This is a genomic window from Paenibacillus sp. FSL R7-0312 (assembly GCF_038004445.1).
Lineage (GTDB): Bacteria > Bacillota > Bacilli > Paenibacillales > Paenibacillaceae > Paenibacillus_AQ.
In genome coordinates this window covers 3,520,443-3,537,383 of the sequence record NZ_JBBORE010000001.1, presented here as the reverse complement: position 1 = coordinate 3,537,383, position 16,941 = coordinate 3,520,443, and the positions used below count along the sequence as shown (strand labels likewise).

16 protein-coding genes are annotated in these 16,941 nt (G+C 50.3%); 7 read left to right on the top strand and 9 right to left on the bottom strand.

Annotated features, from left to right (window positions below):
- Nucleotides 1-167: 167 nt before the first annotated feature.
- On the top strand, nucleotides 168-866 hold the full coding sequence (locus MKX70_RS15420) for a response regulator transcription factor (RefSeq protein WP_340840282.1): 699 nt from the start codon (nucleotides 168-170) through the stop codon (nucleotides 864-866).
- Nucleotides 867-868: 2 nt separating this feature from the next.
- Complete coding sequence (locus tag MKX70_RS15415; protein ID WP_042238217.1) at nucleotides 869-1,936, top strand: sensor histidine kinase; 1,068 nt, start codon at nucleotides 869-871, stop codon at nucleotides 1,934-1,936.
- Nucleotides 1,937-1,938: 2 nt separating this feature from the next.
- On the opposite strand, the gene treR is transcribed toward MKX70_RS15415, so the two are convergent.
- The 6 genes from treR to MKX70_RS15385 form a co-directional block, all read right to left on the bottom strand.
- Entirely contained in the window at nucleotides 1,939-2,658 is a 720-nt protein-coding gene (gene treR, locus MKX70_RS15410) for a trehalose operon repressor (protein WP_039302521.1), read from the bottom strand.
- A gap of 72 nt (nucleotides 2,659-2,730) precedes the next feature.
- Entirely contained in the window at nucleotides 2,731-4,719 is a 1,989-nt protein-coding gene (gene treP / locus MKX70_RS15405) for a PTS system trehalose-specific EIIBC component (protein ID WP_340840281.1), read from the bottom strand.
- Between the two features lie 11 nt (nucleotides 4,720-4,730).
- Nucleotides 4,731-6,443, bottom strand: a complete 1,713-nt coding sequence (treC, locus tag MKX70_RS15400) for an alpha,alpha-phosphotrehalase (RefSeq protein ID WP_445323667.1) — start codon at nucleotides 6,441-6,443, stop codon at nucleotides 4,731-4,733.
- A gap of 616 nt (nucleotides 6,444-7,059) precedes the next feature.
- Nucleotides 7,060-8,096, bottom strand: a protein-coding gene (locus MKX70_RS15395; RefSeq protein ID WP_269322090.1) for an IS630 family transposase whose coding sequence is annotated in 2 segments (ribosomal slippage) — nucleotides 7,060-7,596 and nucleotides 7,599-8,096 — 1,035 coding nt in all. Because the reading frame shifts where the segments join, the coding sequence is not laid out codon by codon here.
- 207 nt (nucleotides 8,097-8,303) lie between these two features.
- Nucleotides 8,304-9,203, bottom strand: a complete 900-nt coding sequence (locus tag MKX70_RS15390) for an IS3 family transposase (protein ID WP_052416376.1) — start codon at nucleotides 9,201-9,203, stop codon at nucleotides 8,304-8,306.
- A gap of 35 nt (nucleotides 9,204-9,238) precedes the next feature.
- Nucleotides 9,239-9,562 carry a transposase gene (locus MKX70_RS15385; RefSeq protein WP_042236251.1) on the bottom strand — a complete coding sequence of 108 codons (324 nt, stop codon included), beginning with the start codon at nucleotides 9,560-9,562 and terminating at the stop codon, nucleotides 9,239-9,241.
- Between the two features lie 138 nt (nucleotides 9,563-9,700).
- Here MKX70_RS15385 and MKX70_RS15380 point away from each other — a divergent pair, with 138 nt between their 5' ends.
- A complete protein-coding gene (locus MKX70_RS15380; RefSeq protein ID WP_042238222.1) occupies nucleotides 9,701-9,895 on the top strand; it encodes a hypothetical protein in 195 nt (64 codons plus the stop codon).
- A 72-nt stretch (nucleotides 9,896-9,967) separates the two neighbouring features.
- Here MKX70_RS15380 and MKX70_RS15375 read toward each other — a convergent pair whose 3' ends face one another.
- Together MKX70_RS15375 and MKX70_RS15370 are read right to left on the bottom strand one after the other, a co-directional pair.
- The gene (locus MKX70_RS15375) at nucleotides 9,968-11,071 is read right to left on the bottom strand and encodes a Gfo/Idh/MocA family protein (RefSeq protein WP_197072961.1); all 1,104 of its coding nucleotides are present in this window, start codon (nucleotides 11,069-11,071) and stop codon (nucleotides 9,968-9,970) included.
- A gap of 23 nt (nucleotides 11,072-11,094) precedes the next feature.
- Entirely contained in the window at nucleotides 11,095-11,754 is a 660-nt protein-coding gene (locus MKX70_RS15370; RefSeq protein WP_042238223.1) for a ThuA domain-containing protein, read from the bottom strand.
- A gap of 176 nt (nucleotides 11,755-11,930) precedes the next feature.
- On the opposite strand from MKX70_RS15370, the gene MKX70_RS15365 reads away from it, so the two are divergent.
- The 3 genes from MKX70_RS15365 (at nucleotide 11,931) to MKX70_RS15355 (ending at nucleotide 15,208) form a co-directional block, all read left to right on the top strand.
- Nucleotides 11,931-12,764, top strand: coding sequence for a helix-turn-helix transcriptional regulator (locus MKX70_RS15365; RefSeq protein ID WP_042238224.1), 834 nt, complete (start codon nucleotides 11,931-11,933; stop codon nucleotides 12,762-12,764).
- A 123-nt stretch (nucleotides 12,765-12,887) separates the two neighbouring features.
- Nucleotides 12,888-13,919 carry an ROK family protein gene (locus MKX70_RS15360; protein WP_042238225.1) on the top strand — a complete coding sequence of 344 codons (1,032 nt, stop codon included), beginning with the start codon at nucleotides 12,888-12,890 and terminating at the stop codon, nucleotides 13,917-13,919.
- An 89-nt stretch (nucleotides 13,920-14,008) separates the two neighbouring features.
- Nucleotides 14,009-15,208, top strand: a complete 1,200-nt coding sequence (locus MKX70_RS15355) for an MFS transporter (protein WP_042243046.1) — start codon at nucleotides 14,009-14,011, stop codon at nucleotides 15,206-15,208.
- Between the two features lie 69 nt (nucleotides 15,209-15,277).
- Here MKX70_RS15355 and MKX70_RS15350 read toward each other — a convergent pair whose 3' ends face one another.
- The gene (locus tag MKX70_RS15350; protein WP_042238227.1) at nucleotides 15,278-15,961 is read right to left on the bottom strand and encodes a GDSL-type esterase/lipase family protein; all 684 of its coding nucleotides are present in this window, start codon (nucleotides 15,959-15,961) and stop codon (nucleotides 15,278-15,280) included.
- Nucleotides 15,962-16,226: 265 nt separating this feature from the next.
- Between MKX70_RS15350 and MKX70_RS15345 the strand changes: the two genes are divergently transcribed.
- Nucleotides 16,227-16,868: a pectate lyase gene (locus tag MKX70_RS15345; protein ID WP_179093533.1), complete on the top strand. Its 642-nt coding sequence runs from the start codon at nucleotides 16,227-16,229 to the stop codon at nucleotides 16,866-16,868.
- The last annotated feature ends 73 nt before the right edge of the window (nucleotides 16,869-16,941 follow it).

Below are 16,941 nucleotides of genomic sequence, written 5' to 3'. Positions count from 1 at the left end.
CCTGACTATGAAAAAACGCATTCTCTATCTGTTGATCATTGTTGCTGGCGCAGTTTTAATCTTATTATCCATGATCGGTTTTGAAACGTCCTGATTTACGGAAATATCCAAATCATATATGATGGTCACTAGAACAACAATCCTATGAAAACGGGTGTGTCCTTACTATGGCAAGTGAACGGATTATGATTGTCGAAGATGAGCTGGAGATCGCCGAGCTGATCAAGGATTATTTGGAGATCGAGCGGTATGAGGTGATCATCTGTCCTGACGGTGAAGAAGCGCTCCGGGCTTTCGGACAGTTTCATCCGCAGCTGGTAGTCCTTGATATTATGCTGCCGCTGCTTGATGGAATGGAGGTATGCCGCAGGATACGTACGGAGTCCGATGTTCCCATCATTATGCTCAGCGCAAAAAAACGGGATTCCGATAAAATTCTGGGCCTAGGTCTGGGAGCGGATGATTATGTGGTGAAGCCTTTCAGTCCAGGTGAGATTGTAGCCAGAGTTAAAGCTCAGCTGAGGCGTTTCAACGGGTTAACCCTACCTTCAAAGCAACAAAGCACAGTCGTATATCCCGGCCTGGAGCTTGATCTCAAAGCCTATGAGGTCCGGGTACGCAAGGAGACCGTTCATTTCTCAGCGCGGGAATTCGAGGTGCTCCGCTTTCTTGCGATCCATCCCAATCAGGTGTTTACCCGTGAACAGATCTTCGGAAGTGCCTGGGGAATACACGAATACGGAGATCTGAATACGGTAACAGTGCATGTCAAAAAGATACGGGAAAAAATCGAAATAGATCCGGCCAATCCCCGGTACATTCTTACTGTTCGAGGCATAGGCTATAAATTTTACGGGGGGATATAAATATGAAGAAACCGGGCCTCCGCTTTCAAATGGTTACTTCGATGTTTATCATTATCCTGCTTCCGCTGCTTCTCTTTTCTATATTTATCGGTACCAGTTACAGTAATAACGCACCTGCAGATAAAGCTTACACTGGAATGATCCCTGTGGTCATCCTGGTGTCTCTCCCGCTGATCTGCTGTACAATTTGGATGACCCGAACGATAACCCGCAAAATTCTACTGCCTCTCCGGGAGCTTACGCTCGCGGCTGAACAGATTGTGCAGGGCAACATGGATTGCCCGATCACTTACCGGGCCAACGACGAAATGGGCCAGTTCAGCACTGTGTTCGAGCTAATGAGAACCCGTCTGCTGGAATCCAAGGTGAACCAGGACGCTTATGAACAAGCACGCAATGAACTCATAGCGAGCATCTCCCATGATCTCCGAACCCCTCTTTCCTCCATCAGGGGATATGTGGAAGGTCTGCAGGATGGCGTCGCACAGGATAGAGTCAAATTCGAGCGTTATTTATCGATCATCCGGGACAAGACAGACAAGCTAAACGATCTGATTGAGGATTTGTTCCGCTTCTCGGAGCTGGAGTCGGGGCAGCTGCAAATGAACTACGAAGAGATCGAATGCGATCTTCTGCTGGAGTCCATCGTGCGGCCGCTGGAATATGAATTTGCTGAGGGCAGGGCCAGATTAAGTGTGGTCCGTCCCTTTCCGTCTGGAAGGGTGCGGGCAGACGCGGTCCGCCTCACACAGGTATTTAACAACTTAGTCGGCAATGCCACCAAATATGCAGGTGAAGAGGCACATATAACCATAGCCGCTTCCCGTACCGGGAAGCGGCTGAATGTGAGTGTGAGTGATAACGGTACAGAAATCGCACCCGAGCACTTGCCCCATCTCTTTGAGCGGTTCTACCGCGGGGATAAATCACGCTCCAGCCAATGGGGGGGAGCCGGCCTGGGGCTTGCCATCTGCAAATACATTATTGAAGCACATGGCGGGGACATCGGAGTTCACACCCTGCCGGGTGCCGGCAATGTTTTTTTCTTTTCGTTGCCGCTTACCTCATAGTATTACCGCCGCACCCGTCTGGCAAAATCCACGAACTGAAACTTATCCAGCCGGTGTCTGGATTCGGTATATTGGAACAGCACCGTATTCTCCAGATACACATAGTTCCGCACTACGACAATATGCGTATATTTCTTCAGATCAAGCAGGCGGTGATCCTCCTCCGTCGCAGGCTCAACGGATATCAGCTTCTTCGCATAACTGATTTTCAGCCCCAGCTCCACTTCCAGATATTCATAGATCGAGCCTGCCGCGATCTCTGCGCTTAAGAACGGCACAATATCTGCCCGGAAATAATCCTTGTCCAGAATGATTCGTTCTTCTTCTATCTCTCTGGCGCGGATCACCTTCCATACCGGAGTATCCTCCGGAACCTGCAGCTGTCTGGCCAGCGCAGAGCCGGCCGGCTCCATCACCGTTTCCTCTACCAGTGTCCGTGAGGGAGCACCGAGTGTACCTGCCATTTCCTTGAACGAGATCAGACCGGTAACGGGAAAATCCATCCGGGTCATATCCAGCACAAACGAGCCCCTGCCCTTGATTTTGTGAATATAGCCCTCACGGAACAGCAGATTCAGCGCTTTGCGCACCGTTTCCCGCGAAGTGCAGTACGCCTCGGCCAGCTCACTTTCAGAAGGCAGCTTGGTCCCCGGCAGCAGCTGGCCGGAATGGATCTGGTTACTGTATTCATTGTAGATTTGCAAATATATATTTTCTCTCATTATAGATCACCGCCCTATATTGTATCACGCCATGGCTCTGGACGCATGGATTCAATTCGGGGGCGGGTCCGGTCAACCCTTAAGATGAATAGTCAGAATACTGGTCTGCTTCGCCGCCGCTGGTCCTATCTTCTCCTCAATCTTCTCCACCATCTCCTGCCCCGCAGGAATGATGATAGGGGTAATCACCGGGTAACCGGCTGCACGGATAGCATCCATATCGAATTCCAGCAGAAGCTCGCCGGCCTTCACCTTATCGCCAATATTCTTAAGCTGGGTGAACCCGCTGCCCTTGAGCGACACCGTATTAATCCCTACGTGGATAAGTACCTGCACGCCGCTGGCATGCTCCAGTATAAGCGCATGTTTGCTCTTGATTACATGGGCGACTGTCGCATCAAACGGTGCATATACTTTCCCTTCGGAGGGTTCAATCGCAACCCCCTGACCCATCTGCCCCTCGGCAAAAGCAGGATCGGGTACCTGCGCAAGCGGTACTGCCGTCCCGTTGAGCGGTGCAGCCAGCTCCAATATGTTCACCGGCTCCTGTGAGCCTTGAACGGACCGGCGGCTGCTGAGTTCATCTTTTCCAGCCGGGGGGCTGAGCGTTGTTGGTCCGGTTGCAGCTGCTGCTGCCCCTGAACTCTTCTCGGCACGGCCGACGACGGCACGGCCATATAGCACAGTAGCCACAAACGGTACGATCAGCACAATCGCCATACCCACGAAGAATACACCCCACTGGTTCGGGAAGATGGACAGGAAGCCGGGAACCCCGCCAACGCCAATGGAAGAGGCGCGGACCTGGTTAATCGTGAGCAGAACCCCACCCAGTGCAGAGCCGATCATCCCGAAGATGAACGGATAGCGGTAGCGGATATTGACCCCGAAGATCGCAGGTTCCGTAACTCCGAGGAAGGCAGAGATCGATGACGTCACCGCAAGTCCCTTCGTCTTCTGTTCTTTGATGACGAACATCATCGCCAGTGCCGCAGCCCCCTGTGCAATGTTGGAGAGAGCGAGCATCGGCCAGAGGAATGTGCCGCCTTCACTGCCGATAAGCTGAACGTCAACGGCCAGGAAGGTATGATGCATCCCCGTGATGACCAGCAGCGCATAGAATCCGCCATAGATTAAGCCGCCTAGAATCGCGAAATGATCGAACACGTAGACCAGTCCGGAAGTGATCGCATTGGCTATGCCGAAGGTAACCGGTCCAATGATTGTGAACGCCAGAAAACCTGTAATCAGCAGAGTCACTGGCGCAACAACCAGCAGCTTCATCGAGTCATGTACCCTCTTGTTCAGGAACTTCTCAATGCCGGCCAGAATATAGGCCGAGACCAGCACCGGCAATACCTGACCCTGATAACCGATTTTCTCCAGATGCCAGCCGAACAAATTCCAGGTCGGAACTGTTCCTTCCGTGGAAGCACTGGCATAACCGTAGGCACTTAATAAATCCGGATGAACGAGAATGAGTCCGAGCACAATCCCGAGCAGCGGACTGCCGCCGAACCGGGTCACTGCCGCCCAGCCGATCAGGGCCGGTAAGAACGTGAAGGCCGTACTGGCAATCGTATTGATTATCGCCGCAATATCTTTCCACTGCGGATAGACATCGACCAGCGACTGGCTGAAGAAGATACCCGGGCCGGTCAGTATATTATTGATCCCGAGCAGCAAACCTGCGGTCACGATGGCCGGAAGGATCGGAATAAAAATATCGGCGAGCGTCTTGATCGCCCGCTGCAGAGGATTCTGCTTACGGGCCGCTGCCGATTTCACCTCATCCTTAGAAGAACGGGCACCGCCGGTCAGCTGAATCATTTCCTCATACACTTTATCAACGGTTCCCGGACCGATGACGATCTGGAACTGGCCTTGGCTGGAAAATTGTCCTTTGACAAGGTCATTGGCGTCCAGTGCTGCTGAATCGACCTTGCTCTCGTCATAGAGCGAGAATCTTAGCCTGGTTACGCAATGCGTCGCGACCTCAATATTCTCCTTGCCCCCAACCGCCCGTACAATATCCTCTACATTCTTGCGGTCAATAGCCATATCATCACTCCTTAAGTATTAGATGTTGTTAACCACATATAGGAAGCATATGGACTGAGCTGAAGCTCTTGTGTTAATGCAGGGGCATCGGCTGTATTACCGATTAGAGGCTTGTCCGTGCCAGCTTGGCTTAAGTCTGCCCAATACTTGTCCTCGAACCGGAAGCTAATTTCCTTACTGCTGAAGTTCGAGACCACCACAAGTGTCTCCCCGGTCCCTGTCCGGGCATAAGCGAACACCTCGGGATGACCTTCATCCAATCTGCGGAATACGCCTCGGGTGAATACAGCATGCTCTTTGCGCAGCGCAATCAGCTTGCGGTAATGATGGAGGATCGAATCCGGCCGCTCCAGCTCCTTCTGTACATTAATGTCCCGGTACCGCTCGTCGACCTTCAGCCATGGTGTACCGCTGGTGAATCCGGCATTTGGGCTGTCATCCCACTGCATCGGCGTACGTGAATTGTCGCGCGAACGTTCCTGCAGGATGCTGAGGGCCACTTCCGGGCTCTTGCCCTGTTCCTGCAGAATGCGGTACATGTTCAGGGACTCAATATCGCGGAATTCTTCGATGCCCTTCCACTTCGGATTCGGCATGCCGATCTCCTCGCCCTGATAGACATAAGGCGTTCCTTGAAGACCATGCAGCGTTGTAGCCAAGAGTTTCGCGCTAGCTTCACGGTAAACATCATCATCGGTGAATCTGGAGAGAGCCCGCGGCTGATCATGATTGTTGAAGAATAGAGCATTCCAGCCACCGCCCTGCTGCATCCCGGTCTGCCACTCACTGAACAGCCGTTTCAATGCCTCGAAATCATAGGGCATCAGCTCCCACTTCCGGCCGTCCGGATAATCCACCTTCAGATGGTGGAAATTGAAGGTCATGGAGAACTCCCGCTCTGCAGGGTTCGAGTAGCGTATACAATGCGCAAGGGTAGTGGAGGACATCTCCCCGACCGTCACCAGCTCAAACGGGCCGAACACCTCATCATACATGTCTTTGATATATTCATGAACGCGCGGTCCGTCTGTATAGAACTTCCGTCCATCCCCCGGCGGCACACTTCCGTCATCATTAGGGAACTGCTGGTCCTTGGAGATTAGATTAATAACGTCCATCCGGAAGCCGTCCACACCCTTGCGTGCCCAGAACAGCAGCATATCATTAACCGCTCTGCGGACCTCTGCATTCTCCCAATTCAGATCGGCCTGAGTCTTGTCGAACAAGGTAAGATAATATTGTCCTGAAGCTTCATCGAACTGCCAGGCAGGCCCCCCGAACTTCGATTGCCAGTTATTCGGCAGGCCGCCGCCTGGTGCCGGGTCTTTCCAGATATAATAATTACGATACGGGTTGTCCTTGCCTGAAATCGACTGTTTGAACCATTCATGCTCCGTCGAGGTATGATTGACCACGATATCGGTCATCAGCTTCATGCCGCGCCGGTGCAGCTCCTCTATCAGCTCATCGAAATCCTCCATCGTGCCATAATCAGGGTTAATATTCTCATAATCCGCAACATCGTAACCGTTATCATATTGGGGCGAGACATAGACCGGCTGCAGCCAGACGATATCAATCCCAAGCTCCTGCAAATAATCCAATTTCTCAGTAAGGCCTCTTATATCGCCTGTTCCATTGCCTGTCGTGTCCTTGAAGCTCTTCGGATACACCTGATACACTGTGGACCGGCGCCACCATTCTGAATACCGGGACTGGGTCAAATTAAGCACCTCCAAAAGAATTGCTGTCATTCAATCATTAAACTTGTATATACAAGCTCAAACACTCCACACAGTTTAAACCTGTATATACAGGTTGTCAATAGGGGTAATCCTCCAATAGCTTGTGTAGGACAAATGTTTGCGTAGCACGGATGTAAGCGAAGTACGGATGTAAGCGAAGTTCAGCTGTTTGTGCAGTATTGGTGTTTGCGCAGTACAGATAAATGATATTAAGACAGGCGATAATGTGTATGGGGGGGGCAGCAGCAACGCCATGATTGCGGTAACTGCGTTAACAGAAGCGTAGCGGTAACTGCGTTAACAGAAGCGTAGCGGTAACTGCGGTAACTGCATTAATAGCGGTGTTAGTTACTGTAATAGTAGCTTTAGCCACTGATTGACCGCATTGCGCTGGAAAGTCCCTCGTTATGCATAAATAACAGTAATATTTGGTTAAATCAAGGGTGCGTGAGCAATCTGCAGCGGGGAATTGGACATTTATCGCAGTAATGGCCCGTTTTGATAGGTTTGTCTCTAGCCCAGTATTAATTAAGTGGAAAATGTACAATTAAATTTCAATAACCAAACTGATTATTATATAAATTGAATTAAAGAATTACACATTTATACACAATCGATCAATCACTTCCATTGGATTCTGGTTTATGCGTTTCATAAAACTGCTGACAGCGGTTCGAATTTTGTATGTTTTATCGTAAAAAACGTTGTGGATGACATCACTTTTTAACCATTTCCAGAGTCCCTCAATGGGATTGAGATTAGGAGAATATTTGGGCAAAAACACAAACTCTAGCCGGGGTTCATCCTGTAGAAAACGTTCAATGGAAGCTGCTTTATGAATACGACCATTGTCCAGTACCATAACGATTTGCCCGGTAGGATATTCGGTGAGAAGTGAGTTCAAGAAGTGTTCGAACGCCTTTGCATCGTATGATTCGCTTTCTTGGTAAAACACTTTACCCGTTGCATAATCCAGTGTTCCAAAGAGCTTCGCGCCCTCATGCTTGCCATAGGTTTTAATCTTTCGTTGTTGCCCCCGAGGAAACCAATTGTACTGCAGGGATTGGTAGGCTCGAATCATGGATTCATCTTCAAAGAGCAAATGGGCGATTTGTCCGTCCATGAGCTTTTTTTTAAAGTGATTGCGGTCTTCTCCCGAAACCTTTGTTGCTCTTCTGGATTCGCAGCCGTCAAGGTATACGTTGCTTTCGTGTAACTGAATCCAAGTCGATGCAAAAGCAAAGATAGACCACGCTCGCTAAAAGTTTGATCGAATTCACGCTCAATATAGCCAATAACAAGTTTCAAGGTCCATGTGTATTTCGCATCAAATCCAACGTCAGCCGGACGTTTGTTGGTAAGCACTTTGGTGAGTTGGTCCGTCTGTGTTTTCGTCAGTTTTGGAGGTTTACCCGGTGAATGCTCCATCGCCAATGCATCCAGTCCACCATCCCGATATTTATGCAGATAGCCACCTATAGTTTTTCGCGTACGATGAAGAGTCTTTGATATTTGTTCAAGGGTCTGTCCTTCCAATCGAAGGCGAACTGCAAGAAAACGCTCGTACATTCGCTTATCTGTTGTCTGTTTCATCGCTTGTTCCACTGCTTCAATTTCTGTCTGAACTTGCATTTCCTTCACGTCCTTTTCAAATCGTCTTACTTTTTATTACCCGATTTTGGACATGAAGGTTAATTTGGGTATTTCTTTAGATCATTTTATATAACAATAAGTGGATAAAGGGCATCTAATTCACTCCATTCTCTGCGGAAGGTATATTCCGGTTCGGCCCCTTAATTATGGAGTCATTCTCTTGAAATCTCTGGTTCTTGCAGTTTCTTAAAGTGAGATGTTTACCTCTGCCACTTGGCCTGCTCTCCATGCCGCATGGTATTGGTTAGGACTCAATCGGTTTAAACTGCCGTGAAAGCGGCGTTCGTTGTAAAATTCAATGTACTCCGTGACAGTCTCGTAGGCTTCTTCAAAGGTTTCAAAGTACATTTTGCTGTAGAGATCTCGTTCTAAAATGCTGTGGAAGGACTCAATATATGCATTCATATTCGGCGTTTTAGGCGGAATCCGTTCATGAATCAAAGGTTCATCCGGGTCCATACACATCTCTGCAAAAGCATGACTGAGAAATTGAGGACCATTGTCTGAGCGAAGAATAGGCCTAGCCCCTCCAGGCTGTATACGGGCCTTCAACGCCTGCTTAATGGTCGTGCAGATCTCCTTTGCACTGCAACTTGCACCCAAGTGGTAGCCGACAATACAGCGGTCAAACACATCAATCATGTCAAAGATAAAAAAGAAGCGGTCGTAGCCATGAATGTATCCGTACTTAATATCTATTTGCCAAAGTTGGTTGGCTCCGGTAACCACGCGGTTTTGGGCAAGCCGTCTTGGATATCTCACTTTCTTGTCAGGTTTCTTTTGGAGCAGCCCTAGCTTTTTACAAAGCCGGTAGGCCTTCTTGTGGTTCAGAATTAAGTCATGCTGGATGTAGAGGGCATGCGCTAAGTTACGGTAACCGTAGCCGTGTTCCTCGCCTGCAACGAGTTCGCTAAGCCATTCTTCGATCTGCTCGTCGCTGACCTTCTGGCCGTCTTTCGTCAACGAATACGCTGGGATCGGTCTTCCGGCTGTCCCTAAGCTTACCGTAGATTTGGTGTTCTCCTTTTGACGCTGTTTGCGGGCATAGTAGGTCGATTCCAGCACACCCACCAGCCGAAGTACCACCGATACCGCATAGCCCCGCTTAATGCTTTCATCGGCTATTTCAAGTCTGTCTTGTAAGCGGGGTTGGTCTTTTTTAGCAGTTCACGCAGGAGTTCGATCTCCAAATCCTTTTCGCCCAGCAGTTTAATCGCAGTGTCCATTTTGGTCTCTAACTCTTGGACACGTTTGGCATCTTCAATACGTTCGTTAACTGAAGGTGTCGCTTGCTCACCAAATCGTTCTTTGTAGAACTTCACCCAGTTCGTAATCGTGCTGGGAGAAACTGAATATTTACGGGCGAGGAAAGAGAGCTTCGTCCCATTAATCGCTTCCTGGGCAACTTTAATCCGTTGTTCATCGTACAACTTGTTACTTTTCATGTCCTCATCCCCTTCTCTATTAGTGTACCTTATGCATCTTTAGGACTCCAATTCGATTAGGGGGCTTAAGAGATTCGGCAGAATTAGTTGTTGTTTTTCCACTTATTATCCTCTTTTTAGTATTGGATGAGATATTAAATGTTCTTTTTCCACTTATTTCGATTGGCCAGCATCGGGTCGGCGCGCGGGATCGCTCGGGATGAGCTGCGGGGCGGATTAGTCAGATTGCTGGCGCGGAGAGGTACGGAGCAGATTAATCGGATTGCTGGAGCGACGAGGTACGGGGCGGATTGGCCAGACTGCTGGCGCGGCGGCGGCGAGCGGGGTAGATGAACCACGCACAAAAACAGCGGCCTATCCCTGGTAACCCGGGAACAGACCGCTGCTTTCAAACCCGTATATTAACTACTCCAAATACCCCTTAACCAAACCCAGCGGCAGCAGCTTCGGCTGCTCGCAGCTGGTGGACAGCTCCGCGTAACGCTTAGTGTCCGAGCTGGTATGGAACGCATGCATGATCTCTAGGACATGATTCGCCAGCTCGCCGTTAGCGCGCGGGGTGTCTCCTGTCCCGATGCAGCGGGCCATATCCGCTACGCCAATGCCGCGGCTGTTCCCGGCATAATTGTAGATCAGCGGAATCTCCTGGAATTCCGTGCTGTGCGCCGGACGCAGCAAGACCGGACCGCCGAAGGTGTTCGGATCAGGCACGATCAAGGTGCCTAGTGATCCGTAGATTTCGATCCGTGGCAGCGTACTGTGCCAGACATCGAAGCTCGTAATCATCGTAGCCACGGCACCGCTGGCGAATTCGATGGTTCCGGCCACATGTGTAGGGACTTCAACGTCAACTACCTTGCCGAACTTCTTCTCACTGGTGATCGTCCGCGATGCGAATGAGGTTTTGGTGATCCCGCATACCGTCTTCGCCGGGCCAAGCAAGGATACCAGCGCCGTAAGATAATACGGCCCCATATCAAACATCGGGCCACCGCCCGCCTGATAGTAGAACTCAGGGTCCGGATGCCAGCTCTCGTGACCATGACAGAGCATGAAGGCGGTTGCAGCAACCGGCTCTCCGATATAGCCGTCCGCTATCAGCTTGGCGCAGGTTTGCAGGCCGCCTCCGAGGAAGGTGTCCGGTGCGCAGCCGACGAACAGATTCTTTTCTTTTGCCAGCTTAACAAGCTCGGTTCCATTCTCTAGCGTCAGTGATAGCGGCTTCTCCACGTACACATGCTTTCCGGCCAGCAGAGCCTGCTTACAGACATCGAAGTGGAAATTAGGCGTCGTCAGATTCACGACAATCTCTATCTCTTCCGAAGCCAGCAATTCCTCTGTCGTCCATACATGAGGAACTCCATATTTCTCCGCTGCCTGCGCGGCCCGCTCAGGGTCCAGATCAGCACAGGCGTAGACCTCTGTATTCACAAAGGTTCCGGTCAAATTCTCAAAATAAATGCCGCTGATATTCCCGCAGCCGACGATGCCTACCTTCACTTTACGCACAATGAGTCCCACCTTATCCCGGTTTATTTTGCTGCCCAGATGAAGCCTTTACGCATCAGTTCCTTGGCTTCAGGAATATCGAAGATATCCGCATGATGTCCAAGCGAATTATAGAATACCTTGCCCTGGCCCCAGCGTTTCGTATAAACCACAGGCATAGTGATCACACCGTTCGCCGAATGGTCGCCTTCACTCAGCACAAATGTAGTTGTCGCCAGTACATCAACCGCCGGATCCACATGCAGGTAATACTGCTCGGACTTCACCTTGAAATCAGGGATGCCTTCCACAATCGGGCTGGAGCCGGATCTTACGATATTCACTTCATAATCCACTCCGTCGTTGAAGGGATGAGCCACCCACTGTGACCCGGTCAAAAATTGCCATTCTGTATTGTTACGGAAGGAGTCGCACATCCCGCCGTGACAACCGGCAATGCCTACCCCGGAAGCCACTGCTGCAAGCACCGATGCCACCTGTTCACCCGCAATTTCACCCATTGTCCATACCGGCACAATCAGGCTCAATTCCTTAAGCGCCTCGGCGTTGTTGAAGCTGTCCAGCGTATCCGACACCTCTACCTCGAACCCTTCAGCCTCCAGAATACCGGCAAAAATAGCTGCAACCTCATTCGGTTCATGACCATCCCATCCGCCTTTTACAATCAATGCCTTCTTCGCCATATCAAGTTCTCCTTTTTATCCTGAAATCAAATTTGGTTTTGGAATGAATAGCACGTCTATACCCTGAAGAAATTGTAATCCAAACCGGTGGCGGATGCTCGCCAATTTGCTTGTATGAATGGTCATTTTTTGCTATGTTTAAATCTAAATAGCGGAAGATCAGAACAGGAGATATCATGAGAGCTTTTCACGAGAACAGAACGTATGGAACAGCTTTTCCCTTCACTGCATTTGTGTGTCAAAATATAGATTTCCTGGCCCACTGGCATAATGATCTGGAGATCATCTATGTACTGGAAGGCTCAATCCGGATGGGGATCAACTCGGAGACACGGGTACTGCATGCAGGCGATCTGGCCGTATGCAGCAGCGGAGATATTCACTACTATGACAGCAAGGACAACACATCGAAGCTTATTCTTGTCATCTTTAACCCGGCGCTGATCGGCTTCCCTGCAGGCTGGCCCCTGAATCTGCAGCTCACCTCCCCTTTCCGGGAGAACCGGCCGTCTACACCGGAGGATGAGGTCATTAACCGGCGTCTGTCCGCGATTATGCAGGAGCTGCTGCAGGAGCATCTTCTGAAGCCTCCGCATCACGAGCAGCTGATGACCGGCCTTTTGCACGAGCTGTGCGCATTGATTCTGCGGCATATGCCGCTGGGAGTAGTCAATCCTCATAAGGATAAACGGCGCATTACGAATATGAAGATCATGCAGGAGGTTCTGGAATATCTTGACGTCAATTACATGCATCCCATCACCCTGGCCGACGCAGCCAATCACGCCAACATGAGCCTGTTCTATTTCTCCCGCTTCTTCAAAAGCATCTCGGGCATGAGCTACGTCGCCTATCTCAATAGTATCAGGGTCAACCAGGCCGAGCGGCTGCTGCTGAATACCGGCAAAAGCATACTCGATATCGCGCTGGAATGCGGTTTCTCCAACATCCGCACCTTCAACCGTGTATTTAAACAGGTCAAGCAGCGGACACCGAGTGAACTGCGTTGATCATGAGTGAATGCTGCGGTTCTGCTAATCATCGCTTGCTTATTTACCGGGAAGTCACTACAATACACTTATTACAACTCTTTTAATAATAGAATTATAATCATCCGGGAGGAAGGTTACGATATGGTAAATCCGTCTCATAACACACAGCTGGTCAAGAAAATAAACGTGGAACTGGTTAAAAATATACTCCGCACATCCGGCACAGGCACCAAAGCATCCATCGCCGGGCAGACCCGGCTGAGTGTAGCCACCTGCGGCACCATTCTCAATGAACTGGTTCAGACCGGGGAGATTCTGGAGCTTGGGTGGGAGGAATCCAGCGGAGGCAGACCGGCACGGAAATATCAGTTCAACGCCAATTATTCCCTTATGATCTGTATGATCGTGCGTTCGGAGGGCGGGATTCAATCCATTAGCTATGCGCTGGCGAATCTGAATGGTGAGATCCTGGAGCAAACGGATAAGGTACATGAGCAAATTACCGTAGACACCCTCACGGACTGGCTGGATCAGATTATTGAGGTTCACCCGAATGTTCAGGCGGTCGGCATCGGCATTCCCGGTGTAGTCCAGCAGGACCGGATTGGGATCTGTGATGTTCCGGCGCTCGCAGATCAGCCTCTTGGCATTCTGCTGAAGGAGCGCTATGAAGAGGTTGAGATTATTATCGAGAACGATATGAATCTGACGGTTTACGGCTTGTATCAGCGGCTGTTTCCGGATGAGGAGAGACATTTTGCCGTGCTGACCTTCCCCAAGAACCATTTCCCGGGGGCCGGCTTTATGGTGAATGGACGATTGCTTAACGGGAACAGCTTTTTCAGCGGAGAAGTGTCTTACCTGCCTTATGGCATTCCGAGGGAGCAACAGCTGCAGCTCCTGCAGAAGGGCGGAGATCCCGGCAAGCTGGCTATACATGCACTGGTATCCATTATCAGCATCATTAACCCTGCTGCGATCGTTGTCACCGGTGACAATATATCCCCAGAGATGCTGGAGGATCTGCGCAGCGGGTGCCGGGAGATTATTCCGACCGAGCATATGCCTGAGCTGATCATCCAGAATGACACCCGCCGGGAATACATGGCAGGACTGATTACAACAACCATGGAAAGCCTGACCTACCGGTTCCAGCTGGTGGAACGGAAGTAAGCCAAACATTATTTTATCATCATTCAGGAGGCATCCCTTTGAAGGCTCAAGCACGCAATTCTACAGGCAAGCGCAACACGATCTATATCATGCAGCTCGTAACGATCTTTCTGGGCTTTGTCGTCTTCGGGATCTCGGAGAATATTAAAGGACCTGCAATCCCGCGGATTCAGCTCGCTTTCAATCTGGATGAAGGACAGCTGGGTACACTGCTCTCGCTGAATGCGCTGGGCTACCTGATCGCCTGTTCGTTCACTGCTATTCTCGTCCGCAAATGGGGCATCAAGGCGGTCAGCATTATTTCATTCGGTTCTATGGTTCTCTCCGGAGTACTGATTTTCCTGTCGCATACCTACCCTTTATTCGCTTCCTCCTACTTCCTGATGTACATCGGCAACGGGATGCTGGAGATTGGCCTGGCGATTCTGGGAGCACGTATTTTTGTAAAAAACACGGGGATGATGATGAATTTATCCCACTTCTTCTATGGACTGAGTTCGACTGTAGCGCCGCTACTGGCCACCGGGGTTATGTCACTAAGTGTGTTTGGACATATGCTGGACTGGCGCGGAATGTATCTGGTGATGCTGTCGCTCTGCCTGTTGCCGATTGTGTCGGCGCTGCGCAGTACGTTTCCCGGAGATGATCTGCCGCACGAGGACCGTACCTCCTTCAAGACCTTAATGCGCGATCCTGCGCTCTGGATGATGGTGATGATCCTGTCCTTCGGGGTTGTCTCCGAGCTCGCCGTGGGCGGCTGGCTGGTTAATTTTCTGGAAAAAGCCTACGCCTGGGATACCGTCAAGGCCTCCGGCATGCTATCCGCCTTCTTCCTGCTATTCTCGCTGGGAAGACTCGTAATCGGACCGCTGACCGACCGGATCGGCTTCGTGCTCTCGCTGATTATCTTCTCAATGTTCTCGGCAGGCTGTACCTTTGTAGCGCTGGCCGGCGGGGAAAGCCTGGCTTTTCTGTTCGCCTTGTCCGGGGCAGGGATCGCGATCATCTACCCTACCGTCATGGCCTTTATTGCCCGCCGCTATCCTAACGGGAGTGACACCGCCATTACTTTTGTAGTGACGCTAATGGGTCTCGGCAGTGTTATCGGGAACTATATTATCGGCTGGGTGATTGAACTCGTTAAGACGGTCTACGGCCGTTCAAGCGAGCTTGGTCTGCTGCGCGGCCTGCAGGCGGGCTATGGCTTCATCGGGTTATGTGCTGCGGTCTGCTCCGTGTCGGGAATTGTGCTGTATGTGTATTTGAAGCGGAGAGGGGAACTGATCTGAGGGCAGTTGTATAACTAAGCAGCGGTTCTCCTGCTCCGGAGGACCGCTGCTCTGCATTGTGTCATGCGCTTATAGATATTCTTTTAGATTATTAAGTACCACCATGTACCCATTCGCATACATATGAATCCCGTCCATCGTGTACTCTTCCTTCAGATTCCCTTCCTCATCCGTCAACCCTTCATTCACATTAATGAACGTATATCCATGCTGCGCTGCTAATTTCTCCACTTCGGCATTGGCTTCGAGTAACGCGGCATTTGTTCTGGTGCTGAACATTCCTGCCTTCATCTCTTGATCCACTCCGCTGAAATCAGCCTTAGCATTCACCGGATAGTACGCCATGACATACACCTTGCATGCCGGCAGCCTTGCTCCGATCTGCGTCAGAATCTCATTATAGTTCGCAAGCAGATGCCCGACTTGATATTCGCCGTCTGCTGAGCTGATGTCATTGGTGCCAATATTAATGAACAGCTTAGAAGGCTCCAACTCAACAATACATTCCTCCAGGGAATGTAACAGCTCACTGGTTACATACCCTGCAATTCCGCGGTTGTAAATAATCGTCTGCTTCTCCAGCGTCTGCTGTAATTCATTCACCGGAAAGTACTCCATCAGTGAGGAGCCGGCCATTACGGTCTGTCCTTTCTTGGCATATGTATTCAGAATCTTAACCTTTTTGACTTTCTCTTCTTTCTCTTTTCTCATATTATTGTTCATAATCTCGTGGATAAGGTCTTCCTGCGTCAATGTAATCTCCTCCATTCTACTATTGTTATACACTATAACTGAGCTTACAGCTCCCTCCAAATTGTGTCGGAAATATGGTAATTGATCTCAGTAAAACTAATTTGTTCTATGCACACGTGTTCCGAATATCCTATATATCGGGTGCGGGCAGAGGTGCACATCTGGTCAGGACACCTGCAAGATACCGGTTCACCGGATCTATACTCTACAGTTGAAGGGCGGAATATTATTGAAAAAGGTTGTGGGCTTACTCCTGTCGGTTGTTATGTTGTCTTCGTTCTATGTTGCCAGTCCGGCCAAGGTATCCGCTGCAACGCCAATTGTTGTCAGTACAACGATTGTAGTTCCAGCAGGAGAGACCTTTAACGGCAATGGCCAGACTTATGTCGCCAATGCCAGTACACTTGGAGATGGCAGCCAGGCAGAGAACCAGAAGCCAATCTTCCGGCTGGAGAAGAATGCTACACTCAAAAATGTAATTATCGGTGCTCCCGGCGCAGACGGGGTGCACTGTTATGGAAACGCTACAATCTCTAATGTGACCTGGCAGGATGTGGGCGAGGATGCATTGACACTGAAAGCCTCCGGTACAGTCAATATTACTGGTGGAGGTGCATATAAAGCTTACGATAAAGTGTTCCAGGCAAACGCTGCGGGCACAATCAACATTAAGAACTTCAGAGCCGACGACATCGGCAAGCTGGCCCGCCAGAACGGCGGAACCTCCTACGCCGTGAACTTCACACTGGACAGCTCTGACATCTCGAATGTCAAGGATTCCATCTTCCGTACCGACAGCAGCAGCAGCGCCGCAAAAATCACCAACACCCGCTATCACAATGTACCCACCCTGTTTAAGGGCTTCGCCTCAGGTAAAACCAGCCAGTCGGGCAACACCCAATATTAAGGTGAAGTAAGCTGGCATAAGTACAACCGAATAATCAATCCAACACTTACCTCCTCTATCCATAGAAGCCAAG